Consider the following 26,125-nt stretch of genomic DNA (forward strand, 5'->3'; position numbering starts at 1 on the left):
CGCAGCCGAACGGGGGCAAGCCCCCTCACCACAGGTAAGCATTTCCATTCCAGGAACTGCATTAACCGCGCGGGTGATGCTTGGCGTGCAGGTCCTGCAACCGTGCGCGGGCGACGTGAGTATAGATCTGGGTGGTCGAGAGATCGCTGTGGCCGAGCAGCATTTGCACCACTCGAAGGTCGGCACCGTGGTTGAGCAAGTGCGTGGCAAAGGCATGGCGCAGGGTATGCGGCGACAGCGACTTGCCGATCCCGGCGACCTTGGCCTGGTGCTTGATGCGATGCCAGAAGGTCTGGCGGGTCATCTGTTCGCCGCGAAGGCTGGGGAATAGCACATCGCTGGGACGCCCGCCCAGCAGTTCGCCACGGGCATCGCGCATGTAGCGCTCGACCCAGACAATCGCCTCTTCGCCCATCGGCACCAGCCGCTCCTTGCTGCCCTTGCCCATCACCCGCAGCACGCCCTGGCGCAGGTTGACCTGTTCCAGCGTCAGGCTGATCAGTTCCGTGACCCGCAAACCACAGGCATAAAGCACCTCAAGCATGGCGCGGTCACGCTGACCGATGGCTTCGCTCAGGTCTGGCGCTGCCAGTAGCGCTTCCACATCGGCTTCCGACAAGGATTTAGGCAACGGCCTACCCAATTGCGGCATATCGACGCGCAATGTCGGATCGACAGCGATCAACTTTTCCCGCAGTAAATAGCGATAGAAGCCACGCACACCGGAAAGAAACCGCGCCGTAGAACGGGGCTTGTAGTTTTGCTCCAGACGCCAGGCCAAGTGATCAAGAATCAACTCGCGTCCAGCGTTGATCAGTTCCAGGCCCTTCTCCTGCAACCAGCCGTTGAACAGGGCCAGGTCACTGCGATAGGCATCGCGGGTGTTATCGGAAAGGCCTTTTTCCAGCCACAGGGCGTCGAGGAACTGGTCTATCAGGGGATGATCGATGGCAGGCATGGAGTCTCAGACAGGCAGGCGTAAGGCCGCGAAAAATGAAGAGTCTTTCATAGCACGTTGGCGGTGAACATAAAATTCAGGCACAAAAAAAGCATCCCTCTCGGGATGCTTCTTTTTGCTTGAGGCGCTCAGCTTATTGTTGAGCCGGTTCGTTTTGCCCCAGGATCAACTTGCCTTCCTTGTCGACCGGAATCTGGTTGCCCGGATCGCGATCCATCCGCACTTTGCCTTCCTTGCCATCCAGCGAATAACGAACGTCGTAGCCTACAACCTTGTCGCTGATGTCATTCACGGTGTTACAGCGGGTTTGAGTGGTGGTGTAGGTGTCACGCTCCTGCATGCCTTCCTGCACCTTGTTACCCGCATAACCACCGCCGACCGCACCGGCCACTGTGGCGATTTTCTTGCCTGTACCGCCGCCGATCTGGTTGCCCAACAGGCCACCCGCCAGCGCGCCGACCACCGTACCGGCGATCTGGTGTTGATCTTTTACCGGCGCTTGCCGGGTAACCGTAACGTCCTTGCACACTTCACGTGGAGTTTTGATTTGTGTCTTGACCGGTTCAACAGCCAACACTTGCGCATACTCAGGGCCGCTTTTAACCAGGTTGTAGGTGGCAACAGCACCCCCGGCAGTGACACCGACAGCACCCAATACCGCACCAACCAGCAACGACTTGTTCACATGAACCTCCTGACCATCACAGACGGGACAAACCCGCGCTTCTCCCAGCCTTGGAGCATAAAAAAAGGCGCGAGTTCAATACTCGCGCCTTCTCGGCCTACAGCTGGAAAAGCGATAACCGTTATGGACGGTCGTCGACTTCCGTCTCTACCGCCGCAGCAGGAATCAGGTCCTCGCTGCTCAGGTTCAGCCAGATCAGCACCACGTTCGCGATGTAGATCGACGAGTAAGTACCCGCCAGAACACCGATGAACAGGGCAATGGAGAAGCCGAACAGGTTGTCGCCACCGAAGAACAACAGGGCCGCGATCGCCAGCAATGTGGAGATCGACGTCGCCATGGTCCGCAGCAGGGTTTGCGTGGTCGAGATGTTGATGTTCTCGATCAGGCTGGCCTTGCGCAGTACCCGGAAGTTCTCACGAACCCGGTCGAATACCACGATGGTGTCGTTGAGCGAGTAACCGATGATCGCCAGCACCGCCGCCAGTACCGTCAGGTCGAAGGTGATCTGGAAGAACGACAGGATGCCGATGGTCACGATCACGTCGTGGATCAAGGACACGATCGCACCGACCGCAAACTTCCACTGAAAGCGGAAAGCCAGGTAGATCAAAATACCGCCCAGCGCCATCAGCATGCCGAGGCCGCCCTGGTCGCGCAGCTCTTCACCGACCTGAGGGCCGACGAACTCGACGCGCTTGACCACCGCAGGGTTGTCGCCACCGACCTTCTGCAAGGCCTCGGCCACCTGGTGACCCAGCTGCGGGTCTTCACCTGGCATGCGCACCAGCAAATCGGTAGTCGCACCGAAGCTCTGTACGATCGCCTCGTGATAACCCGATGTAACCAGCTGTTCACGCACCTTGGTGACATCGGCCGGACGCTCGTAGGTCAGCTCGATGAGCGTACCGCCGGTGAAGTCCAGGCCCCAGTTCATGCCCTTGGTGGCGACACTGAACAATGCCAATGCCGTGAGGAACAATGTGACGCCGAACGCAACGTTGCGAACGCCCATGAAGTTGATTGTACGTAACATGGCAGCCCCTTAAATCCACAACTTCTTGAAGTCACGACCGCCGAAGATCAGGTTGACCATCGCGCGGGTCACCATGATGGCCGTGAACATCGAGGTAAAGATCCCGAGGGACATGGTCACTGCGAAGCCTTTGACCGGGCCGGTGCCCATGGCAAAGAGAATCCCGCCGACCAACAAGGTTGTCAGGTTGGCGTCGAGAATCGCGGTGAATGCCCGGCCGAAGCCTTCGTTGATTGCCCGCTGCACAGTCATGCCAGCCGCGATCTCTTCACGTATCCGCGAGAAGATCAGTACGTTGGCGTCGACCGCCATACCCATGGTCAACACGATACCGGCGATACCCGGCAGGGTCAGCGTTGCACCCAGCAGCGACATCAAGGCCAGCAGCATCACCATGTTCACCGTCAGCGCGACGGTGGCGATGAGGCCGAAGAAGCGGTAGATGGCCATGATGAACAGCGAGACAAACAGCATGCCCCACAGCGATGCATCGATACCTTTGGTGATGTTGTCAGCACCCAGGCTTGGGCCGATGGTACGTTCTTCAGCGAAGTACATCGGTGCCGCCAGACCACCGGCACGCAGCAGCAGTGCCAGTTCGGACGATTCGCCCTGGCCGTTCAGGCCAGTGATGCGGAACTGGGCACCCAGTGGCGACTGGATGGTCGCCAGGCTGATGATCTTCTTCTCTTCTTTAAACGTCTGAACCGGTACGTCTTTCTCGACGCCGTTGACCACTTGCTTGGTGTAAGTGGTGACAGGACGTTGTTCGATGAAGATCACCGCCATGCTGCGGCCGACGTTGTTGCGAGTCGCACGACTCATCAGCTCGCCACCGTGGCCATCCAGACGGATGTTCACTTCTGGCGTGCCTTGCTCGCCGAAGCCAGCCTTGGCGTCAGTCACCTGGTCACCGGTGATGATCAGGCCACGCTCGATCAGTGCAGGAGGACGATTGCCTTCACGGAACTCGAACGACTCGGAAGTGGCTTTCGAAGCGCCAGGCTCAGCCGCCAGACGGAACTCAAGGTTGGCCGTCTTGCCGAGGATACGCTTGGCTTCTGCGGTGTCTTGCACGCCCGGCAGCTCAACCACGATGCGGTTGGCGCCTTGGCGCTGAACGATAGGTTCGGCAACACCCAGCTCGTTGACGCGGTTACGTACCGTGGTCAAGTTCTGCTTGATGGAGTATTCGCGGATTTCCGCCAGCTTGGCCGGGGTCATCGCCAGACGCAGTACCGGTTGGCCATTGAGGTCGGCCGGAACAATGTCGAAATCGTTGAAGTTCTTGCGAATAAGCGCACGCGCCTCTTCACGGGCTGCTTCATCAGTGAAGCCCAGCTGAATGGCACCGCCCAGTTGCGGCAGGCTGCGATAGCGCAGACGCTCTTTGCGCAACAGGCTCTTGACGTCGCCTTCGTAGACTTTCAGGCGTGCATCGAGGGCTTTGTCCATGTCCACTTCCAGCAGGAAGTGCACACCACCGGACAAGTCCAGACCCAGCTTCATCGGGTGCGCGCCAAGGCTGCGCAGCCATTGCGGGGTGGTTTGTGCCAGGTTCAGTGCAACGACGTAGTCATCACCCAATGCCTTGCGCACGACGTCTTTGGCTGGCAGCTGATCTTCAGCCTTGGTCAGACGGATCAGACCGCCCTTGCCGCCCGCAGCCAGGGTGGCCGCCTTGACGTTGATCCCGGATTCCTTGAGCGCGGTGCTCACACGATCCAGATCAGCCTGATTAACCTGCAGTGCAGTGCTTGCACCGCTGACCTGAATGGCCGGGTCATCAGGGTATAGATTGGGAGCGGAATAAATCAGACCGATCGCCAGCACCGCCAGGATCAGAATGTATTTCCACAGAGGGTATTTGTTCAGCATCACGCCGCCCGCTTATGACGCGGGGCGCCTTGCGCGCCCCGTCGATTGAGTAGAATTTGAAACTTAGATCGCTTTGAGCGTGCCTTTTGGCAGCGTGGCGGCGATGGCGCCTTTCTGGAATTTCATTTCGACGGTGTCGGAGACTTCCAGAACTACGAAGTCGTCGGACACTTTGGTGATCTTGCCGGCGATACCACCGGTGGTCACAACTTCGTCACCTTTTTGCAGGCTGCCCAGCAGGGTTTTCTGCTCTTTGGCGCGCTTGGCCTGTGGACGCCAGATCATCAGGTAGAAGATGACCAGGAAACCGACCAGGAAAATCCACTCAAAGCCGCCGCCCATTGGGCCCGCAGCAGGTGCAGCGGCGTCAGCCATGGCATTAGAGATAAAAAAGCTCATTTAGCACTCCAGTTGCAAATGTTGAATCTTGGGGTCAGAAAACTCAGTCCAAAGGCGGAACAGGTAACCCGCGTTTGGCGTAGAAGGCATCGACAAAGGCGGCCAATGTACCCTGTTGAATAGCCTCGCGCAAACCAGCCATAAGCACCTGGTAATGGCGCAAATTGTGGATGGTATTCAACATGCTACCCAGCATTTCGCCGCACTTGTCCAGATGGTGCAGATAAGCACGGGAGAAGTTCTGGCAGGTGTAGCAATCGCAGGTTGGATCCAGCGGCGAATCATCATGGCGATGGAACGCGTTACGGATCTTCAGCACGCCTGTATCAATGAACAGATGCCCATTGCGGGCATTACGGGTTGGCATCACGCAATCGAACATGTCCACACCGCGGCGCACACCCTCAACCAGATCTTCCGGTTTGCCAACGCCCATAAGGTAACGAGGTTTGTCAGCCGGCATCTGGCCTGGCAGGTAATCCAGCACCTTGATCATCTCGTGCTTGGGCTCGCCCACCGACAGACCGCCGATGGCCAGGCCGTCGAAGCCGATCTTGTCGAGACCTTCCAGGGAGCGCATGCGCAGATCCTGGTGCATGCCGCCCTGAACAATGCCGAACAGCGCCGCCGTGTTATCGCCATGGGCATTTTTCGAACGCTGGGCCCAGCGCAACGACAGCTCCATCGAGACACGAGCGACGTCTTCATCGGCCGGGTACGGGGTGCATTCGTCGAAAATCATCACGATGTCCGAGCCCAGATCGCGCTGGACCTGCATCGACTCTTCCGGCCCCATGAATACTTTGGCGCCGTCGACCGGAGAAGCGAAGGTCACGCCCTCCTCCTTGATCTTGCGCATCGCGCCCAGGCTGAACACCTGAAAACCGCCGGAGTCGGTCAAAATCGGGCCTTTCCACTGCATGAAATCGTGCAGGTCGCCGTGCTTCTTGATCACTTCGGTGCCAGGACGCAGCCACAAGTGGAAGGTGTTGCCCAGAATGATTTCCGCGCCAGTGGCGACGATATCCCGCGGCAGCATGCCCTTGACCGTGCCGTACGTGCCCACCGGCATGAAGGCCGGGGTCTCGACGGTACCACGCGGGAAGGTCAAACGACCGCGACGAGCCTTGCCGTCAGTAGCAAGTAACTCAAACGACATACGACTTTGGCGACTCATTCTGTTTCCTCGGGGCCACGTGGTGCGGGGTTACGGGTGATAAACATCGCATCACCGTAGCTGAAAAAGCGGTATTCGTTGTCGACGGCGGCTTTATAGGCGGCCATGGTCTCGGGATAACCGGCGAATGCCGAAACCAGCATCAACAACGTGGATTCAGGCAAATGGAAGTTGGTGACCAGGGCATCGACCACATGAAACGGCCGGCCCGGGTAGATAAAGATGTCGGTGTCGCCACTGAACGGCTTGAGCACGCCATCGCGCGCGGCGCTTTCCAGAGAACGCACGCTGGTAGTCCCCACGGCCACCACGCGACCACCGCGAGCGCGGCAGGCTTCGACGGCATCGACCACGTCCTGACCGACTTCCAGCCACTCACTGTGCATGTGGTGATCTTCAATCTTCTCGACGCGCACTGGCTGGAACGTGCCCGCACCCACGTGCAAGGTCACGAACGCAGTCTCGATGCCCTTGGCGGCAATCGCCTCCATCAGCGGCTGATCGAAATGCAGCCCCGCCGTCGGCGCCGCCACCGCGCCCAGGCGCTCGGCGTACACCGTCTGATAACGCTCGCGGTCCGAGCCTTCATCCGGGCGATCTATATAAGGAGGCAACGGCATGTGCCCGACACGGTCGAGCAGCGGCAACACCTCTTCGGCAAACCCCAGCTCGAACAACGCATCGTGACGCGCCAGCATCTCGGCCTCGCCACCGCCGTCGATCAGGATCTTCGAACCCGGTTTCGGCGATTTGCTGGAACGCACATGCGCCAGCACGCGATGACTGTCGAGCACCCGCTCCACCAGAATTTCCAGCTTGCCACCGGAAGCCTTCTGGCCAAACAGCCGCGCCGGAATCACCCGGGTATTGTTGAACACCATCAAATCGCCCGGGCGCAAATGCTCGAGCAAATCAGTGAATTGACGGTGCGCCAGGGCGCCGCTGACCCCGTCCAGGGTCAACAGGCGACTACCGCGACGCTCAGCCAAAGGATGGCGAGCAATCAGCGAATCAGGGAGCTCAAAAGTAAAGTCAGCAACGCGCATGATGGGGTTCGTCTAGCAGGGCCGGGAAGTCTAGCGGAAATATCAAAAATTCTCCATGTACCTGATTGACCGACGGTTATCTCATCTCTATACTTCGCCGCCATTGAGCCCTGATGGCGGAATTGGTAGACGCGGCGGATTCAAAATCCGTTTTCGCAAGAAGTGGGAGTTCGAGTCTCCCTCGGGGCACCATATAGCAGTATCTGAAAGTCTCTACCAGACTCTCAGACCCAGAGAAACCGGCCACTTGAGCCGGTTTTTTTGTATCTGGCTATCTACCTCTGTATCCCCTTATCCGTTGTATCCCTGTATCCCTGCTTGTATCCTGAGAAAAATACCGAACTTTGGGATACAAGGATGAAGCGCGCAGACATCAAGCGTCGCCCTCTCGCAGACACGACACTTGCGGGGTTGGAGCCGGAATCAAAGGAATACCGGGAGCTGGACGGAAACGGCCTCTACTTCAGGGTCAAACCTGATGGTGGTAAATCCTGGCAGCTCCGCTACAAACGTCCGGCGGGCAATTGGGCTTGGATGGGGCTCGGGGGTTACCCGGAAGTAAGTGGTGCGCTGGCTCGGGACAAAGCTGCCGATCTACGCAAAGTAGTGAGTAGCGGTGCCGACCCCCTTGAGCAAAAGCGGTCCGCGAAAGCTGCTATTGATGCGGCCAAAACCCGAACTTTTCGAGCTGCTGCTGATGCCTGGCTCAAGGCGAAAGAGGAAAAGGGTCTCGCATCCTCCACCCTCAACAAAATCCGCACCTACCTCGACAAGGACATACTCCCGGCACTGGGAGACAAGCCTCTAGACGAAATCACACGCACCGATTGCGCAGAGCTTCAGGCATCCATCGAAGCTCGGGACGCACACAACGTGGCTGAAAAGTGTCGCACCTGGATAAATCAGATCTTCGGGCGAGCCATCGGCTTAGGCCTGACTGAAAACGATCCGGGCAGCCGACTTCGCGATATTGCGGCCCAAGCCCCTAAGACTCAGCAGCATCCACATTTGCTGGAGCCTGAACTGGGTGAATTTCTCCAGGCACTCAAAAACACACCGGCCAGACTGACTGCTCGCACTGCTGCTTGGCTTTGTGTATGGACGGCATCGCGACCTGGCATGGTCCGTTTGGCTGAATGGAAGGAATTTGACCTTGAGAAAGCCATTTGGACCACGCCTGCCGCCAAAATGAAGATGCGTCGAGATTTTATCTGCCCCCTTCCCCACCAAGCAGTTGCAGCTCTGAAAGAGCTGCATTGCTTAACCGGGCGGAGTCGCTGGCTCTGCCCCGGAGTCGGAGCCAAAAATCCAACCATCAGCGAAAACACGATCAATAAGGTCTTCGCCACCATCGGCTATAAAGGCCGCTTAGTTGGACACGGTACTCGGCACACCGCGAGTACGCTGCTTCGAGAACATGGTTGGCCGAAAGAACATGTTGAAGCGCAGCTTGCTCACAAAGAGGAAGGTATTTCGGGGGTATACAACAAGGCTCAATACCTTGAGCAACGCGTAAAGATGATGCAATGGTATGCAGATCACCTAGATGCGCTAGCTGCAGGAAAGGTGGTGCAAAGGCAGTTTGGAAAGGCAGTCTGACAGACATGATCGCCCCCCCCCTGAAAAACGGTGTAACGCGTGTTACAGGTGTAACGATGAAACTTAACCAATTGATATTATTGAATTTTTAACTGTAACACTTGATCATGATTCAACGTACACGAAGTGTAACTCCGCTATGACGTGTAACAGCCGTAGGCACCTCACCCTCGCAGCTGCCTTGCTCGATGAGTGCCCTCACGCCTGCGGGCCAGACCTCGCTTGCGAATACTTAACTAACATACATCGCTGGTTGAGCATTAAAATCTAGGGCGTGGGATCGCGGGTGAGTGAGTGTCCAAATTCTCTCCGGATGAATAATTCACCACCCTGACAACCATCTCGATCACAGTGAAAAATTGCGCAGAAGCAATTACTGTACTGCCGCGTTCACCCTGTATTGCACCTGTATTGACTACACATTCACCGACCTAGAGACAAAGTAGTTTTCTTCGTCTAGATAAATGTATAGATAGATACCCCTGTATCCATACCCAGGGGTTTTCTATGACACACAAGACCTTCAAATCAGCAAATTCTTTCGAAATCCACTCGCCCGAAGCGACCGATACAAACGCTAGGCGAGCCAGTCACCCTGCCGCTGACCCTTCAGCAATTCTGATTCGTATGCCGGAAGTAATGGCCATCGTTGGACTAGCACGTCCAACGATTTACAAACTGATGCAGCAAGCGGATAGCGACTTCCCACTTCCAGTAAAACTAAGCGGTAGTAAAGCTCGCGGAGCGCCTGTCGCATGGGTTCTTGATGAAGTCCAAAGTTGGGTGCGGGCCCGCATTTCGGCAAGAAACAAGGTGGCAGCATGAGAAGACCACCTCCTTCGCTCTCAAAACTCAGGTCATTTCAGGCATTGCACGAAGTTGGTTTTTCCAAAACACGCATCCAACGTTTCGAGCGATTGCGCAGAAAACACGAACAGCGTGGACGGACTCTAGGCGTATTGAGCTGGCCGGATGGAGTTTGGTGCCTGTTGATCATGCATGCGGATCAGTTGGGTGTTGTTGTCTTGGGTGAAGCCCAGGCAGCAAATGCTTATCACGATGCTCGCCAGATGATTCGCGATGGCTATTCCCCCGTACTCACCTTGCGCCACGAGCGCCATGCTTGAAATGAAAACGCCCCCGGGAGCGATCCGGAGGCGTTGAGGTAAATCTACATGCCCGCACAATTTATGCCGCATCAAAAAAATGCGCAAGATCTCCACACGGTTGCACTTTTGAAATCCGGACGCTACTCTTTAGCCGTCGCTGCAAATTCAGCGACCGGGTTTGGCGACCCGAGTTACTTGGCGCACAGGCGCCCCGACCGACAGCAGGCGCTTTTTTTGTGCTCGCCGTTTCGTGTTATGGCAGCTGTGCGTGGGATACCTTCGGGTATGCCGGGTTCCAAGTTCCCGGTTCGCCAACCTGCGCACAGCTGCCACCCTAAATCGTTTGGCGACGATCAGTGGCAGCTCCAGATCAAACTTGGAGCTCTACCTATGCACGCCCTCAATCCGTCCAAAAATCGCGCCGCAGCCCATCGCGCAATGGCTCTCGCCGCTTTACACGCCAACTCCAGTCTCGCAACCCGTCTCGCTCGTTACAACGCTCATATGGCCAAGGCACGCGCGCTCGAAAGCGAAGGCGGTGCCCAATGAACTGCTCACAGGGCTTCACCCTTCCCGAAGATCTACTGTGCGTTAGCAAAGATGCCGAGGCCGGTGTACCGATCGACGCTATCACTTGTGCGATTGACCGCGCTGACTCCGTGTTAACCCTTCTCGAAGACCATTTTGACAGCGACAAACCGCGCCTTGCTGACCACATCATTTCCTCGGTGATTTGGGATGTACGCGGCACTCTGGGCCTAATCAAAACCTTGGCCATGCACGGTGATGCCTCTTCCGCTCCTCAGGTTCAAACCGGAGGTGCGCAATGAGCCTGCAATCGAATACGACCACCCTCGGCAATACCGCTTTTGCCCAATGCGGCCACCCTAGTCAAATGCTGTTCCGTCTCAGTGCCAATGTGCCCCTGACCGACGCACTTGAACACGCCTCAAACCTGCTGAGCTGCGCGACTCGCATGTCGCTCTTGGCCACCCACGGCGACGGGGCAGAAGACTGCGCGATGGCCGCTTACTATCTCAGTGAAATGGGCAAGGCGGTGATCGATGATGTGACCACAACCCTCCTGCGAGTGGAGGCTGGCCATGACCAATAATGCGAAACGCCCCAGCTTCGCCGACGTGAAAGCGGCCTCTCTGAAAGAGATCAACCGGGTGCTTTCCCACTGGCTACCCACGGGCAAACGGGTCGATGGCGGTAAGGAATACACCGCCGCCAATCCAACCCGCGCCGACAAGCGAGCCGGCTCGCTCAAGGTTAACTTGAGCAAAGGCACCTGGGCGGATTTTGCCACCGGTGACAAGGGCGGCGACCTGATCGATCTGGTACGCTATCTGGAGGGCGGCACCGACGTCGAAGCCTGCAACAAGCTGGCGGATCTGCTGCGCGTTAGCGCCAGGACAGCTCCATCGAAGCCGGCCCCCAACAAAAGCGAAACTCCGGAATGGCTCGCCATGCAGCCGATCCCGGCCGAGGCCATGAACAAATGTCCGGCCAAACACCGGCAACACGGCACACCGTCTAAAGTCTGGATATATCGCGACGCTCAGGGCCAGCCAGTCATGGCGCTCTACCGCTTCGATTTGGGCCCGGATGAAGACGGCAAGCCACGCAAGGTGTTTGCCCCCTTAACCTGGTGCCAACGTGCCGACGGTCAAACGCAGCAATGGCGCTGGCAAGGTCTGCCTGAGCCGCGTCCTCTGCTGCGCTTGGATGAACTGGCGCAACGCGCAGAGGCTCCGGTCATTCTGTGCGAAGGCGAAAAGGCCGCCGACGCCGCGGCGGAGCTGCTACCCGGTTACGTGGCCACGTGCTGGCCAAACGGCTCGAACTCCTGGCACAAGGCCGACCTCACGTCGCTGAAAGGTCGGTCCGTGGTGTTGTGGCCCGACAACGACGCCAGTGGCCAAAGCTGCATGGACGCCGTCGCCGGACAACTGAGCCAGATCGGTGCTGCGTCGGTGCGCGTGATCGCCCTGGACGTCTTCAAACGCAAGCCCACCCGCAAGAATGAACAACCGACCTTCAGCAAGGGTGGTCAATGGGACGACGGCGACGACGCGGCCGATGCCCAAGCCAAAGGCTGGACGGCGGCGCACGTTGCCGAGCTGGAACGCTGCGGCGAATTGTTTGGTGTTGAACCGGAGAAAGCACCAACCGAACCACCCGAAGCCAAGGCCAAACCGACGACTAAGCGCGCCGCGAAACCCAAAAACGATCTGCTGCCCGGCGGCTTTCGCCTGACACCTGAAGGCGTGTTTTATTCCGGCGACGATGGCGAGGCGCGCCCGGTGTGCTCGCCACTGGAGATCCTGGCGCGCACTCGTGATGCGCAAGGTCATAACTGGGGTTTGCTGGTCGAGTTCGACGATCCGGACGGCGCAAAAAAGCGCTGGAACATTCCGGCGCGGACCATGACCGGCGACTTCGGCAAGGACGTGCTGGGTCCACTCGTGGACATGGGCCTGCGCCTCGCCGGCAGTCGCTCTGGTCGCAATACCCGCAACGACCTGCAGAGCTATCTCGGCGGCTTCGACAGCGCCCAGCGCGCGCGACTGGTCACTCGCTTGGGTTGGCACGACAGCGCCTTTCTGCTGCCCGAGCGACAGGTCGGCTCACACGCGGAACACCTGCACTTCTATGAGGCCGGCGCGCAGCTGCCACCCATCAGCGAAGCCGGCACCCTGGAGCAGTGGCAAGAACAGATCGGTGCCTTGTGCATCGGCAATCACCGCTTGGCGTTTGTGGCCAGCGTGGCGTTTGCCGGACCGCTGCTGCACATGCTCGGCCATGAGTCGGGTGGCTTTCACCTCTACGGTGACAGCTCGGGCGGCAAGACCACACACCTGCAAGTGGCTGCCTCGATCTACGGCGGACCGCGTCTGGTGCGTTCCTGGCGCTCGACGGATAACGCCTTGGAATCCATCGCCGCCGCGCATTCGGATGGGCTCTTGGTACTGGATGAAATCGGCATGTGCGACCCGCGCATCATAGGCGAAACGGTGTACATGCTCGGTAACGGCACTGGGAAGGCTCGCGCCAATGATCGCGGACAAGCAGGCCGCCAGGTGCAGGAGTGGCGCTTGCTGTTTCTCTCGACCGGCGAGAAGACCTTGGCGCAGCACATGGCTGAAGCGAACAAGGAACTGAAAGCCGGCATGGAAGTGCGGATGCTCGCCGTGCCAGCGGACGCCAGTAAAGGACTAGGCATGTTCGACGCGCTGAACGGTTTTGATGATGCGGCGGCCCTCTCCGATGCACTCAAGGCACGGGTAGCCAAGTACTACGGCACACCGCTCACCGCGTTCCTGTCGGCTCTCTGTGAACCTGGCAAGCTGCACGGTTGGTCGGCCATCTTGCGCCACACCTTGGAGAGGTTCATTACCAAAGCACTGCCTGCCTCGGCGAGCGGCCAAGCGCACCGTGCCGCCACTCGTTTTGGTCTGGCTGCAGCTGCCGGCGAGCTGGCCACTGCAATGGGCATAACGGGCTGGCCCGATGGCACAGCCACCACCGCCGCCCGAGTTTGCCTCAGCGCCTGGCTCAACGAGCGCGGGGGCGCCGGAAATCTTGAAGGTGACGCGATCCTGGCACGGCTGCGCCAAGTCATCGAGCGCTTCGGCGAAAGCCGCTTCACCCGCTGGGAGTCGGCGGCCGCGAAGGTCGATGAACACGGCCCCCGCACCATCGACCGCCTGGGCTTTCGCAAGACGCTGGAGCACGGCTTGGGCGACGCATTGCACACCACCAACACCTACTACGTGTTGCCCGAGTCATGGCGCTCCGAAGTGTTCAAAGGCATGAACATCAATGCAGTGAACAAGGAGCTTATTCGCCGTGGCGTCCTTGAGCCGGGTCCCAACGGCAAAGCCTCCTGCTCCGTCCGCTTACCAGGGATGGGCACCCAGCGTTGCTATGTAGTGAAGACCGTACCGGTAGCGGATGAGAGCGAGGCACAGGCCGCCTAGTGGCCAGCCTACTGACAGAGGTAGAGCCGGCCCGATCCGGCCTCGCCAGCCACTCATTGAACCCACATTCATATTGCACAGGACAAAACACATGAACAGCATTCAGCAATTGAAAGACGCTCGCGCCAAATTGGTCATTGAAATGGACGCCATCAACACGGAGCCACCATCCCTTGAGGCTTCGCTTGAAAGCGAAGACGTCATCAACTCTGGCAAAGAAAGCGCGGTCGAGTTCAACTCCAGCGATCACAAACGAAGGATCGATTCAATCAAGCTTGAGATTCATATACTGGATCAAAAACTTAATCGTCTAGAAACCCTTGCCGATCGAGAAAGCTTGATGGCTGGCTACATCGCCGACATGGCGAATTGGGTGGCTGATGAGCTCGAACTCAATGCAAAACGGGAAAGCCTCAGCACTCGCTTGGAGGAAGTTCGCAAGCAATCACAAGAAGAGATAGCGAGCGCACGGCAGGCTGAGACCCAGGCGGCTACCGCTTACGCACAAGCTGTGGCGTGGGGTGATTTGGAAGGCGAAAAAGTTGCCAGCAGCGACGCTCAGAAAGCTGCGAAAAATCTCACTGCCGCCACGGAACAGCATCGCCGTCAGCAACTGATTATCACAGCCCTGGAGCAGGAGCTGGCCACCGTTGACCATCACATAACCGAGGCTCAAGAGGAACACCAGAAAATAGAGAGAAAAGCCTTACAGCTCGCCCATGACGCACTACAAGAAAAGTGGAATGAAGCCGCTCAGGCGCTGCTCGATGCGGGGGGTAAGCTTTATGCCGCCGCCCGACTGATCGGCCGGGACCCAATATCACTGCTCAAGCTCGACATTCCCGAGCAGGGTGGACACTTTGGCAGCTGGAAATGGCGTGACCTGGCGGACCGTGGGAGCCAGCACCGCACTCGCGATCTGCTCTCGATGTAACTGCCGACTCCCCTGAAACAGCCTGCTTTCGCGGGCTGTTTAAATCATCCAAGGATCGAAGCCATGAACGCAGCGACACAAAACAGCTCATCCATGTCCGAAACGCTTAAAGCGAGAAAAGTCCACCTGACCGCCCTACTCAAGATCGTGGATACCAAAATCGGAAAAAGCACAGCGATGCAGAAGCTCACCATCACTGCGATCAAGGCAGAAATGGGGCTAATCGAGCATAAGCTGAAAAAACGGTGATTAGAATAAGCGAAAGCTCGCGAAAGCTTCCGTTGCATTCAAATTCCGCAGGCAGCTTCCGGCCGATGTGTTGAAAAAGTCGACGCTACCTAGCTAGTGGTGAAAACGCCTTTTTTGCACGCTGCTACTTCAAATCTGAGCCCTGAAACTTTTGCGTAAAAATACAGATTTCAATCTCAGACACGTACTTTTTTGCCGGGGAAACCGAAGCCGACTTTTTCAATAGCATCGGACAAAAGCGGGCATCGGGTGTCTACAGATTCAGGGGCGAATCAGTCGGCCATAATCGCGCCACGCTAATGAAATGGCTAACAGTTCTATCTATTCGTGAACCAAGTTGGCATTGATGCCATGGCGCAGGGCTGCGCCGGCAATCGACGCCTCGGATTGCAGGTATTCATGAACAATCTGGACCTTGAAGAATTGGAGATAGGTGGTGTGTTGGCGCATGGCGATCCTTGCGGTAAAGGCAATGCGGTCCACGTACTTTAAGTGGACACCATCGTCCTTAATGCTGGGATTCTGAAGGCTTGTTCACCCGGCCCCTTACCTTTAAGCTCCATGCCCAGATTCCGCTTTGAGGCAGAAAGCCCCTTGCCAGGGGTTGACGCTATGAGTGTTATCTAAGTGGTTTCTTGCTACACTACTGGTGTGCGGAGGCAAAATTCGGCTGCAGGCCGTGTGAATTATTGGTTTCGGCCAGTGACTCCTATACCTCCCACTCCTATTTCACGCTTCTTGGCTTTTGGCCAGGGGGCGTTTCTTGTTGTAGACCACCCCTTTTCGACCGCCTTCAATGCGGTCGATGTCTTCGATCTCGACTACTTGGTCCCAGATGAGCTCCATATAACGATCTTCGTCACGCTCGTAATATCGTTGCAATGCCCAAAGACAATAGTCAACGGCCTGCAGGCCGGCAGTTTCGGGCGGAGTACTAGCAACAATGGAGACAGTAGCGGATCTTCGTACACCGTAGTCTGACTCGAAGCGTGCTTCTGCCCTCTCAATGGCGGTTCGAAAGGCGTGAGTGCGCGACTTACTGCCGCGCTTGGCGAAGCAGATATTGAGTTGGTCGGTCATGGGATGATAGCGCCGGAACAGCTCCTCAACGAGGGTGTCATACAGTTCGTCACCACGATAACGGTATCCAGGCTCACGTTCGTTGCGTTGGCGCACATAGCTCAGCAGCGCGGACTTAGTTCGCACTACGCCGTAGAAGCGCAAGTCGAATCCTGCCAGCAAACGGAAAACTTCGCGTCGCACTTCAGGCACGTCGTCTTTTGCATGGAAAGCGCGCGCAGTCTTGCCTCGCTCAGGCTGCATGGACGGTACCCGCTTGAAGTAGGGATCGGCCAACAGGTCACCTCGAAGCTGCTTCAGTGCAGCTTCGAGTGCTGCTGGTTCATCCACATCTAGCTTGCCAAGTATGAATGTTCGTGAACATCCCTCCTGCCCAACAAGAATGCGCCCCTTGGAGTCGAAAAGTGTAGGATCGCCAGCCTCATCAACAAAGAAGTGTAATTCGCTGGGATTAGTCTCGTCCGTCATATTCACTCTCCTGGCTCGAATGCCCCGGGCCATCCACCATGCGCACCGATAACACAATCAATTTCCGTCATTAACCGTATGGTTTCGGACAGGCAGACAATAATCTTTTCGTAGTGTGTTATGTCTTCGTCAGAAAGCGGGCGGCCCTTGCGGTCTTTCAGCCATTTTTCGCATACCTTGTAACCTCCAAGGTGGAAGTTCCAGACCTCCGCTGATACGCCGTGAAAGCCAGAGGAACCAGGCGTGGTCTCACTCTTCGTACCACCTGCGTCTATCCATACAGTATTATTGGCGTAGCCTACCTTGACCACCTCTCTTCCCGATCCGACAAAATTTGTAATTTTCTGTACAAGAACAGATGATTCAAATAGATGTAATTCAGTAAGCTCACCGCCGATTCTAATGAGCTCACTTAACAAATCTAGATTAGAAGTAGTTAAGAGCATCGGAAACCCCTGCGAGTTAGCGGTGCGGTAACGGCGTCGATATTCAGGCGAATGACAAAGGCCAAACAACCAAAAAAGGACATCCTCGGGCCCCGTAGTTGTCTTGCAATCACCTTGCCCCGTCGGAACGAATGTTGTACCTGTGGCCGAACACCATGCCCTGATGAACTCGGGACTTAGGTTGTGAGTTACTTCCAGATCTCCGCCAAGCAGACTTTCGAAGCGATACAGAGGAAAGTATGTTGTCCCTCTGTCATGAGTACCTGTCTTCATTTCTACCATAAGTCGTGAGACTCCGATGCTGAATCGATCAGGTGTCGTCCAGGTACTCGAGCAGATCAAGCCGATATTTCGACCTGACACCACGTGTTTCATGGTTGGATACGAGCGACTCTTCACGACTTTTTCATGGTAAAAAATTCTACGAACATCGAACGGGCGGTAGAGAATCGAATGAATACTTTCTTGGGCGTTCGTTCCGGAAAAAAGATTACTATCAAAGCCTCGGATCTGCTCGTGGAGTGAGCTGTCGTCAAAAGCGATTGCTACCGCGTCCCGGTTCGTTTTTATCCCCGCTCCAAATTTTAAAAATACCGTATCCAGGCGACGAGTAACAATTTTTTGAGCGTCGTCCGAAGGTGTGAACCCACAGTTTTCGGAGTTGGGTTTTATCAAATGCCACTTAGTAGAATTTAGGGTACCCGATGTGAGCTCTGCATATTTTTCGGTGCGCCGCCCAAGCAAGTCAGCATATTGGATTTCAGATGAGCCGTCTGGATGGGACCGAGCGTATAAATGAATAGCAACAGCTTGAACTATTTCAAAAACATTTTCGTCATCATCTGCCCCTTCAATAATCTCATTACCCCCTCCATGTAAATTAACTTCATATAACTTGCTAAACTCACGCATGAGATGCTCACGCATTCCACGCAGTGACGTAGAGGCGAGCATCGTTCCATTTGTAATGTATCCCAGTACGCCAACGCCGGACGCACCTATTATGTCCTGTGCCACTGAAAAAAATTTAACAAAATCGTCCTGAATATTTCTTTCAAATTGAAGTTGATTTCTTTCTCGGATTGATGAGCCTCGAAAGGTTCTATATTTATCTACTATTCGCCTGGCTTCAGGAGATAGGTTCGCTGAATAGTTGGCATAAGGAGGATTTCCTAAAACTACAGTAAATCGTTTGAGTCGTTTTATTTCGTTTACGGCTGCGGCCTCATGAGCAAGAGCCGCGAAATCCGGCATTTGAAGCTGTCTCTGCCATGGTTCAAGTGCATTAGTGAGATAAACCCGGGCGCGCTCGCTACTGCCAAATCGGTAGCCAGTTTCAGCAAGTTTTAGTCCTATTTTCATGTGCGCGATGGCATAGGGCGCCATCATCAGCTCGTAAGCATGCAGGCGCGGAAGCAGGTGCTTTGGCACATACTCATTCCACGCGTCACATCGCTCAGCATCTCTAAGCCCTTCTTTTTTCCACTTCGCTACTAACGTGTCATGAATGACATCGATTACTTCGACGAGAAAGGTGGCAGTGCCCGTTGCGGGGTCCAAAATCTGAACGAAATGCTCGTCCGGTGAGATCCTAAAGGACTCGCCTGGCCCATCGGTGATAGAAGGGAGCGATAGCTCGGGACGCTTTGCCAGCATCTCGCCCCAAGTAGCTGTGTCGGCTAGCCCATCGACCAGGCCGAACTCAGTTTGAAGGAGTTCGTGGACGCCTCGAACGATGAAGGACACAACGGCTTGGGGTGTGTAAAACACGCCGCGCTGAATCTTCAATTTCTTGTCGTAGGCGGCGAGGAAATCCTCATAAAAGTGAATAACAGGATCTTCATCGCGGCGCCTGTTGCCAAAATCGTTGAGCACTAGGTCAAGTCGCGTCTTACTGCTCCTGAGCAAATCGACGACTTCTTGGATGCCTAACTCATCAAAGTCGAGCTTCCCCTTGCGTCCACCGGCTTTCAGGAAGCTCTCCAGCATTTCCTTCAGAAACGGGTTTGTCACCGGCACCATGGCAACCACGTCTTCCTGAATGACGGCTGTGCCGGCACCCGGCACGGCGCGCGATACAGCCGCAGAGAACAAGCCATATGTAATGGTTTGGGCATACATGTCGGCGAAGGTCGCTTCGTCCAGATCATGTATCAGCGCCGTCTTAAAGCCCGACATCAATTTTCGGAGGGGCCCAGTACCGCTTTCATGCTGCAACACCATTAATGCGCGGTTGCGGATGCGCTGGGCAAGCTCAGCAAGTCGCTGCGCAAGCTCTTTGGCTGTGTCGATGACTTGGTGATGGCGAATTTCAAAGGCCTGAGACCAATTGGCGCGCCATCCTTCCACATCTCCGGTATCCTTGGGCCATACTAATTGGCTACTAAGCATGTCAGCGACATAATCCAATTTCAGATTGGTATCGTCATCATCCCAGCCGAGCACGCGCAACGTCGGCTTGTTGTCCGCGAACTCTCCTTCAGGTTCACTGAAATGGGCTAATGTAAGTTGGCGCTCTTCTTCTTTTCCGTAAGCCGAGATGAAGAGTAGATCGTGCTGCCTCCAGGCTGCTTGCTGTGCCTTGTTCGCACTTCCACGTTTTCTCATGACTAGAGCATTGAGGACGCGTCGCAGGATTACGATGGGTAATCGTTTCTTCTCAAAATCGATGAAAAAAATACCCCAAGGCTGGCCGGTTTCCAGCGGGCGAAGCTGCTTGATGGCGCGGATGCCTATTCGTTCGGATTCTTTGAGGCCAAGATCATCGGACCAATCAAAGGTGAGATCATCCTCGTCTTCGAACTGATCGATCGGCCAATCCAGCTCATCCCGCAAAAATTCCAGGAGCTGGGTAAAATTCTTGATTCCCCGCAGGCGCAGTCGCTGTGCTTCCGTCATTTTTTTTCCTTATTCTCAATGCTCAGTTAAGTTCCATCCATGCTTTGAGCACGGGTTCAACTCCTAGAGGCGCCTGAACTTTCTTCAAGTAAGTATTCTTGATGTGTTTCTCGATTTTTTCACGAGCCTGTTTTAGCGAAGTCTGTGCAACGTCGCACCGGCGTGGCGTCTCTTGCGTGGATCGAATAGCATCCACGATATGAGCTGCGTCATCCAGAATGTCACCACTGGTGAAATCCAATAGATACCACTGGGTATAGCCAGCTTCTAGTGTCCACTGTGTCTGGTCGTCTGCGGAGTCTTCGTTAGCAGGCTTCGACGGCAGGGCGTAGCAGAAGAACACGGCTTGAGTTCCTGCCTTCAAATGCTGCTTGCCGCTGAACACTTTTCCCGGCAGGGATTGGAGGCGTGCTTCAAGGTCAGGATGCTCATTGAGAAGGGCTTGCAACTCCAGGTGCATGGCCTCTATGGGAGAAAGCGTGCCTTCGTAAGCGTCGGTAAACTCCTTCAACGCTTGATAATCATCTTCCGGCGTCAAAAGCTTGCGACCTTCGATGCCAAAAGTTTTAGAGATACGGAGCGTTTTCTTGGACACGGTGCGGAATAGGCGAAGCAGTTCGTCCAATTCGTCTGGTGGGAGGAAGTTCCAATAAGCAGTTTCGCCTCGCAGTTTTTTCTGATCCGGGTGATCAGTCACAATGCGGGCCTCGATGACCGGGTCCATTCTGCGGTCAACCCGGCCAATGCGCTGCATCAGGCGTACAGGATTCCAGTGAAGGTCGTAATTGATGATGCGTGTGGCGTCTTGCAGGTTGAGCCCCTCTGACAGGACATCCGTAGCGACAAGCACACGAATCTCCTGCTGACGGTTCTCTGCCAATTCGGCGCTGCTGGAGCCATTGTAATATGGCGAAAAACGTGTGATGACTTCACCACGATCAGTCTTGGTTGCGCTGTCGATTTCCTCGACACCCTGGATGTCAGCGTCAATTAGTTGCTGCTTGAGATAACGCGCCGTACTCATGAACTCGCTGAAAATCAGCACCTTGTGCTCTTTAAGTACAGGATCCTTTTTCAGCAACGTAATCAGGGCTTGCAGCTTCTTGTCCTGAGACGGCTTGAATTTGTCCAGTTCCTTCAGGAAGGATGCAATCTGATCTAGATCGAGCAGTGTTTCTGAAATAATTTCATCGACTTTGAATTTTTCTCGTGGAAGCTTTTCGACTGCCTCCATCAGTTCTTGTGGCACTACGTCTTCATCGGCATCGACTCCATCCTCTTCGCCAAACAGCTCGAACTGATGGGATTGTACATAGTCAATTAATCCTGAGTGCTGGTTCTTCCATCGATCAACAAGCCGCTTCTCGTGCGCCGTTTCTGCATGCACTTGCACCCATGCCAGCAATTTAAACAGCAGGGTCCAGCAGGAAGCACGAAATGCATGGACCGAACTTTCGAAGCGTTTCAAGAATTGCGTGCGAATCAGTGAAACTACCTGCTTCTGGCGACCTTCGGCGAATACATCAATGTCATCCATATCGCCGCGGTAGTAGGCGTAAGGGTCGTAGATCGCTAAGGAAAAAAGTGGCTTCTCCTTGCTGAAGGCCGCCTCCAACATTTGAAGCAACTTCCCATATGTTTGCTTCACGGAGTAAGGCTGAACCATTGGCTCCCGCGGCTTCGGGAAAAGAATATCGCCGTCACCCGACGCCTCAAGGCTACGACGTACGTAGGCGCGACTTCTCTGGACCACGAGGGCTTGGAACAGGGCGTCCGTCCCCAGCACAACGTCCGCTTCCACCTGATCGGTCTGGACTTCCTCACTGCCGGTGGTAGTACGATTCAGGGATCGCTCAAGATCTTTTTCCATCTTGCGGAAGTGCCCTGGAAGAGAGTGAATTCCGAGTGGGGCGTCCTTGAAATAGTCTGCTTGCTGGCGGGAGAATATTTCGATCATGTGCTGCAAATCGCGCAATCGGTTATTGACTGGCGTTGCTGTCAGCATGAATACGGTCTTTCCTTCCGCAAGTTCGTACAGTTTCCAGTATCGCGATTGAGGGTCGTTGGGATCGCCCTTAGTGCCCGTATTGCGAAAATGGTGAGCTTCATCGATCAGAATGACATCTGCGCGCTCTTTGACGCTAGCGAGATCCTCAGCGACTTGCCCGCCACGCATTAAGTCGGTGTGATTGAAGATTTCAAGTTGGCTGTACTTTCCGAACAGATGAGGCAAGCGCTGCTTGAGCGCGCGCTCCCACACGGGCTTCCTGGCCGATTTGGGTACAAACAACGCGACCTTCAACCGGTCATGGACAATCAAGCGCTCGATGAGCATCAGTCCGACATAAGTCTTACCAAGGCCAACGCCATCGCACAAAAGTGCACCTTGGAAACGATTGGCGCGTTTTAGTAGGGCGTGATAACCCTCTCGTTGATAAGGAGCAAGTATTTTATAGATAACTGAGTGGTTGCGCTCCCACTCGGTGGCCGTCAGCTCATGTCCTTTGAAAAACTCGTGCAATGCCTTTGTGTAAATATCGAAAGGCCGATACTCCTCTACATGACGCTCTATTACTCGGAGGAGCTCTTCCGTCACATCCTCGGCCTGCTCCCAATGTTGGTCGTACCATTCTTGAAGAACGGCAACAGGGGAGCCTGTGATCTGCACGTTCAACTCCACATTCTGAGTTAGGCCAAGATAAGTAAAATTTGATGAGCCAACTAGGGCTGAAGATCCGATGACTTCCATTCGGGCGTGCGTGATATATGCTTTGGCATGAAACTTGTCTTTGCGATATACGCGACACTGAATTTTTTTACTGCGTATAGCTTCAACGATTGCCTCGACGCCATCAAGAAAGTCGTTCTTCTTCTTTTCGACCTCGATGCTATGGTCCAGCCTGCCCGCTACACGAACCAAGCCTTCGTTAAAAGCCTTCTTCGTTCTTTGGGATACCTCATCCCCCATCAAAATGCGAATGCCATCAACCTTCTTCCATTCGTCACCGAGGGCAAGTAAAGCACTTATCTCAAAATAACCGGTTGCGATATCGATGGATTTGGAAAGCTGGCACCAGTCGCGCAGATAGCGAATAGCTTTCCAGTCTTCCTCGCTGTTATCAACGATGAATAGCTCGCTGCCGGATAGGCTTGTTCTTCTAGGCATGGTTAACCTCGCTCCAATCTGTACCGTTGGTAATCATCATCCATTTAGCCCACGCCCTTTCCCGTCGATTTGATCAAACGTTCTGATTTCATCGCCTGCAGTATCAGCTGTATCTTGCTCAGCTCGCGGGGAGGCACGCTTCAACGATCTCCAAATCCTGATCGAAAGTCTCCGCCCTCTACACCGCGCACATTCGCCCATCATCGCTGGTGTAAACCACTCGATAGTGCCAATACGCCCTTCGAACTCTCGGATGGACCGGATGAAGCGGGTCTTCGTTGAGTCGACGGGGAGAGCGCATTCTACACATAGCGCTGGCACCTCTGACTTTCTGGAAGTCTACGACCCCGTTCGGAAACCGAATCCGGTTCTGTCAGAACTGATCTTGCTGCGGACTGCCGACCCCGTCCGCTTTGGGTCCGGCTGCAGCCTTTCAATCGAATGCCAGCTTCTGGCCGATTGCAGCCTACGGTTTACCCAAATTTGTAAACGTTGCTGTAACACCTATTTTGGCTTGTAACACCCAACGCACGTGAAAGATGAACGGTGTGTAACACAAATAAAAATCAATATATTCAATTAGTTAACGTAGATTGCAACACCGGAAACACCTGTAACACATCTTTTCGAGCCCCCACACCCCATCAGTGATAGAGCCGCCAGCGAATGCAATACTGGCTTGGTATCGACTGATGAGGAATTCGAACACTGGGTTACCGAACGCCAGGACGCTTGGGAGGTGCCGTCTGCCAACAACGACCAGGAAGAGATGCATCGACCGGGGCACCGACATCGCCTGGGACCCTGGGGATGTTCGGTGGGTACGGGGTCGGAAACCCGCGTGATCGTGTTAGCGGAAAAGTGTACAGCTTAGTGAACAGGTGAACCTGGTGAACTGCTGTTCACCTGTGCACTTGCCCTATCGCTTGGTAGCTCGCCGGGGACCCTGGGCACTTCGAATGGGTACGGGGCAAAGAACCCGCGCGTTCGTGTTAGCGGCTGGATTTTTGAAATTGGTTGACAGGTTGACGGAGTTGACTCGGTTGACGAACGCCATGCGTGCGTTATCAGCAACACGAAGGGGCATTTTTACCAACACGGTAACGATGCCCCTTTTTCTTCAAGATCCTTTCAATTTCAACGTTGAAATTTCAGTAAGCTGGGGAATCTGTCGCTACCACGATGTCGCGGGTTTCCGACCCCGTACCAAGAGAAACTCTCCAGGGGCCCCGGCGAGATTTGGCTGAACGGTTGCGTTCCAGTTCGCCCGAGCTAACCTCCACCTCTGCTGGGCAACACGATAATGAACCAGCGTCGAAGCATGTTGAGTAGCACCTGTACCTGAGCCACAACACACCTAGCACATGGAAGCGAGGGCTTAGCAAATGCAGTCATTCATCATCAACAAGAATGTTCAGCCTAACGGCGACTACGAGATACATAACGCAACAACCGGCTGTATGCATATGCCACTGGCGGTAAACCAAATTCCGCTAGGCAATCACCTCACCTGCTACGGCGCTGTCTCGGCAGCTCGAACAGCGTGGGCGAACCAGCGAATAAACGGATGCTTCTACTGCTGTAATCCGTGCCATACGACGTAAGGTTGTATCGACGAGGCGAGATCACGTAAGGTGTCGCGTATTCGAGTAGGCCGTGTCGATTTGTATCCCGACATGTATCCCCACTTACGAAACCGAGCTGCAAGCCACGAATTATATGGAACGCACGAGTCTCCCTCGGGCACCAAAATTAAGAAAGGTCTTGCTTTGCAAGGCCTTTTTTTTCGTCTGTAGAAAAGTGATCTCACCCCGCCGCTACCGTGGAGCGCCGAAGGCTGCGATCTTTTGATCTTGTCTTTTCGGTGCTACAGCCCCAAACCGCTCGCTAACGAATCAAGGATTCACACAATGGAATTGCCACTGGAAACCGTTGCCCTTTTCGCCTTCAAGCTGGCTTATGAGACGGAAGGTGAAAGTCCGATTCTGCGGGATGATCCGATCATGAGTGACTATGAGCGGGAGGTGTTTGGGTTACTGGTACGTAGGGGGGATGTTGAGGGGATTCAGTTTCGAGTGGCGCACTGCGTGAGTTCGGCGATGGAAGCTTTAGGCGGTGTTGATACTCCGCTGGGGCGGGAGCTGCACAGGTTGTCAGTTGACTTCAGCAATGCGCAGACGATGGAGCAGCTTGAAGTGCCGCTCATTTCGCTTAAGGACTACTTGAAAGATATTCAGTGAATGAAAATGCAGCGTGCAAACCAGGCGTTTCCGGCTTTTCTTAAACAAGAGGCAGAGGCTCTCGACCAGATTATTGACCAGCTCCGCCAGGCGCGCGTGGCGATGCATCGATTCATAGAGGTCAGAGTCGGCGAGGAGGAATTGGTCATTCCCTACCGGATTTATCACCAGGGCTATGAGGATGCCTTTGACCACTTGACTGAAACTCAGAGCATTTTGTACTCGTGTCTTCTGACACGGCACCACGATGGTCATGTGCGCCAAGGTCAACTGGAACGCATTCTCTCAGTGCACGAACCCTGGATTGTCCCGTTCGTGTTCCAGTTGACGGGCGAGTACGTCATCCAGATTCTTGAAACCGTTGAGGCGCATCTGCCCAAGTTCGATCCGGTGCTTTACGGCCGCTTCATTCGAGACAATCAGGCGTACTTTCAAACGACGCAAGCACGCATGATCAGTTACTGGGATTGCTACTACCGACGCCTGTACAAACACCCATCCGACTATGTCGGGTTTCGTGTGTTTGCCAAGTTTCGCGAGTTTTCCAAAAGCTGCTAGAACTGAGGATACCCAAGGTGGTGGTGCCCTAGTTCGGCATTAAGGGCTCGCTCGATGAGCGCTTTCTTGAACGCCATCGAGGCATCCTGAATGGCTCCGGCACTCATCAGGCCGCTGACAAACTGATCAATCAGCTCTGTGGAAATGGGCCTCCGGCGAGACCGAGACGGATACAGCCCCATGGATTCCCATAAGCCAGGACGGTGTTTCCGG

General features: G+C 55.1%; 22 protein-coding genes, 1 tRNA gene and 1 pseudogene. 12 read left to right on the plus strand and 12 right to left on the minus strand.

The annotated features are described in order from the left end of the window. Window positions 1–61 precede the first annotated feature (61 nt). From xerD to queA, 7 genes are all read right to left on the minus strand, one after another. Window positions 62–958 carry a site-specific tyrosine recombinase XerD gene (gene xerD / locus KVG95_RS13465; RefSeq protein ID WP_019651849.1) on the minus strand — a complete coding sequence of 299 codons (897 nt, stop codon included), beginning with the start codon at window positions 956–958 and terminating at the stop codon, window positions 62–64. A 133-nt stretch (window positions 959–1,091) separates the two neighbouring features. Further along, the gene (locus tag KVG95_RS13470; RefSeq protein WP_123498043.1) at window positions 1,092–1,643 is read right to left on the minus strand and encodes a glycine zipper 2TM domain-containing protein; all 552 of its coding nucleotides are present in this window, start codon (window positions 1,641–1,643) and stop codon (window positions 1,092–1,094) included. A 121-nt stretch (window positions 1,644–1,764) separates the two neighbouring features. Beyond that, a complete protein-coding gene (secF, locus tag KVG95_RS13475; RefSeq protein WP_123719898.1) occupies window positions 1,765–2,679 on the minus strand; it encodes a protein translocase subunit SecF in 915 nt (304 codons plus the stop codon). A gap of 9 nt (window positions 2,680–2,688) precedes the next feature. Continuing rightward, window positions 2,689–4,557, minus strand: a complete 1,869-nt coding sequence (gene secD, locus KVG95_RS13480; protein ID WP_217856782.1) for a protein translocase subunit SecD — start codon at window positions 4,555–4,557, stop codon at window positions 2,689–2,691. Between the two features lie 63 nt (window positions 4,558–4,620). Then, on the minus strand, window positions 4,621–4,956 hold the full coding sequence (gene yajC, locus KVG95_RS13485; protein ID WP_007903559.1) for a preprotein translocase subunit YajC: 336 nt from the start codon (window positions 4,954–4,956) through the stop codon (window positions 4,621–4,623). A 43-nt stretch (window positions 4,957–4,999) separates the two neighbouring features. Further along, window positions 5,000–6,115 carry a tRNA guanosine(34) transglycosylase Tgt gene (tgt, locus tag KVG95_RS13490; protein WP_019651852.1) on the minus strand — a complete coding sequence of 372 codons (1,116 nt, stop codon included), beginning with the start codon at window positions 6,113–6,115 and terminating at the stop codon, window positions 5,000–5,002. 14 nt (window positions 6,116–6,129) lie between these two features. Next, on the minus strand, window positions 6,130–7,179 hold the full coding sequence (gene queA / locus KVG95_RS13495; protein ID WP_048393697.1) for a tRNA preQ1(34) S-adenosylmethionine ribosyltransferase-isomerase QueA: 1,050 nt from the start codon (window positions 7,177–7,179) through the stop codon (window positions 6,130–6,132). 107 nt (window positions 7,180–7,286) lie between these two features. Between queA and KVG95_RS13500 the strand changes: the two genes are divergently transcribed. The 10 genes from KVG95_RS13500 (at window position 7,287) to KVG95_RS13545 (ending at window position 15,056) form a co-directional block, all read left to right on the plus strand. After that, window positions 7,287–7,371 (plus strand) — tRNA-Leu (locus KVG95_RS13500). A gap of 165 nt (window positions 7,372–7,536) precedes the next feature. Further along, entirely contained in the window at window positions 7,537–8,778 is a 1,242-nt protein-coding gene (locus KVG95_RS13505) for a tyrosine-type recombinase/integrase (protein ID WP_217856783.1), read from the plus strand. 507 nt (window positions 8,779–9,285) lie between these two features. Next, window positions 9,286–9,603, plus strand: coding sequence for a helix-turn-helix transcriptional regulator (locus tag KVG95_RS13510; RefSeq protein WP_217856784.1), 318 nt, complete (start codon window positions 9,286–9,288; stop codon window positions 9,601–9,603). Beyond that, entirely contained in the window at window positions 9,600–9,905 is a 306-nt protein-coding gene (locus tag KVG95_RS13515) for a hypothetical protein (protein ID WP_217856785.1), read from the plus strand. The genes KVG95_RS13510 and KVG95_RS13515 overlap by 4 nt, the downstream gene beginning before the upstream one ends. Before the next feature lie 48 nt (window positions 9,906–9,953). Then, window positions 9,954–10,436, plus strand: coding sequence for a hypothetical protein (locus tag KVG95_RS13520; protein WP_217856810.1), 483 nt, complete (start codon window positions 9,954–9,956; stop codon window positions 10,434–10,436). Then, on the plus strand, window positions 10,433–10,717 hold the full coding sequence (locus tag KVG95_RS13525) for a hypothetical protein (RefSeq protein ID WP_217856786.1): 285 nt from the start codon (window positions 10,433–10,435) through the stop codon (window positions 10,715–10,717). Before KVG95_RS13520 ends, KVG95_RS13525 begins: the two co-directional genes overlap by 4 nt. Continuing rightward, window positions 10,714–11,001, plus strand: coding sequence for a DUF3077 domain-containing protein (locus KVG95_RS13530; protein WP_217856787.1), 288 nt, complete (start codon window positions 10,714–10,716; stop codon window positions 10,999–11,001). The genes KVG95_RS13525 and KVG95_RS13530 overlap by 4 nt, the downstream gene beginning before the upstream one ends. Then, window positions 10,991–13,873 carry a DUF927 domain-containing protein gene (locus tag KVG95_RS13535; protein WP_217856788.1) on the plus strand — a complete coding sequence of 961 codons (2,883 nt, stop codon included), beginning with the start codon at window positions 10,991–10,993 and terminating at the stop codon, window positions 13,871–13,873. Before KVG95_RS13530 ends, KVG95_RS13535 begins: the two co-directional genes overlap by 11 nt. A gap of 91 nt (window positions 13,874–13,964) precedes the next feature. Beyond that, entirely contained in the window at window positions 13,965–14,807 is an 843-nt protein-coding gene (locus KVG95_RS13540; protein ID WP_217856789.1) for a chromosome segregation protein SMC, read from the plus strand. A gap of 63 nt (window positions 14,808–14,870) precedes the next feature. Then, window positions 14,871–15,056: a hypothetical protein gene (locus tag KVG95_RS13545; protein WP_217856790.1), complete on the plus strand. Its 186-nt coding sequence runs from the start codon at window positions 14,871–14,873 to the stop codon at window positions 15,054–15,056. A gap of 321 nt (window positions 15,057–15,377) precedes the next feature. On the opposite strand, the gene KVG95_RS13550 is transcribed toward KVG95_RS13545, so the two are convergent. The 4 genes from KVG95_RS13550 to KVG95_RS13565 form a co-directional block, all read right to left on the minus strand. After that, window positions 15,378–15,506 (minus strand): transposase, encoded by a 129-nt coding sequence (locus KVG95_RS13550; RefSeq protein ID WP_217856791.1) that lies wholly within the window; start codon window positions 15,504–15,506, stop codon window positions 15,378–15,380. 279 nt (window positions 15,507–15,785) lie between these two features. Further along, window positions 15,786–16,604, minus strand: coding sequence for a DUF3800 domain-containing protein (locus KVG95_RS13555; RefSeq protein ID WP_217856792.1), 819 nt, complete (start codon window positions 16,602–16,604; stop codon window positions 15,786–15,788). A 2-nt stretch (window positions 16,605–16,606) separates the two neighbouring features. After that, on the minus strand, window positions 16,607–19,948 hold the full coding sequence (locus tag KVG95_RS13560; protein ID WP_217856793.1) for a type ISP restriction/modification enzyme: 3,342 nt from the start codon (window positions 19,946–19,948) through the stop codon (window positions 16,607–16,609). 22 nt (window positions 19,949–19,970) lie between these two features. Continuing rightward, window positions 19,971–23,114, minus strand: a complete 3,144-nt coding sequence (locus KVG95_RS13565) for a helicase-related protein (protein ID WP_217856794.1) — start codon at window positions 23,112–23,114, stop codon at window positions 19,971–19,973. Between the two features lie 1,910 nt (window positions 23,115–25,024). Here KVG95_RS13565 and KVG95_RS13570 point away from each other — a divergent pair. Together KVG95_RS13570 and KVG95_RS13575 are read left to right on the plus strand one after the other, a co-directional pair. Continuing rightward, window positions 25,025–25,354, plus strand: coding sequence for a hypothetical protein (locus KVG95_RS13570; protein ID WP_217856795.1), 330 nt, complete (start codon window positions 25,025–25,027; stop codon window positions 25,352–25,354). After that, a complete protein-coding gene (locus tag KVG95_RS13575) occupies window positions 25,355–25,912 on the plus strand; it encodes a hypothetical protein (protein WP_217856796.1) in 558 nt (185 codons plus the stop codon). Here KVG95_RS13575 and KVG95_RS13580 read toward each other — a convergent pair. After that, a pseudogene (locus KVG95_RS13580) lies at window positions 25,909–26,125 on the minus strand (hypothetical protein); the annotation flags it as partial. The gene KVG95_RS13575 and the pseudogene KVG95_RS13580 overlap by 4 nt on opposite strands.

Source organism: Pseudomonas farris, from assembly GCF_019145235.1.
GTDB lineage: Bacteria > Pseudomonadota > Gammaproteobacteria > Pseudomonadales > Pseudomonadaceae > Aquipseudomonas > Aquipseudomonas farris.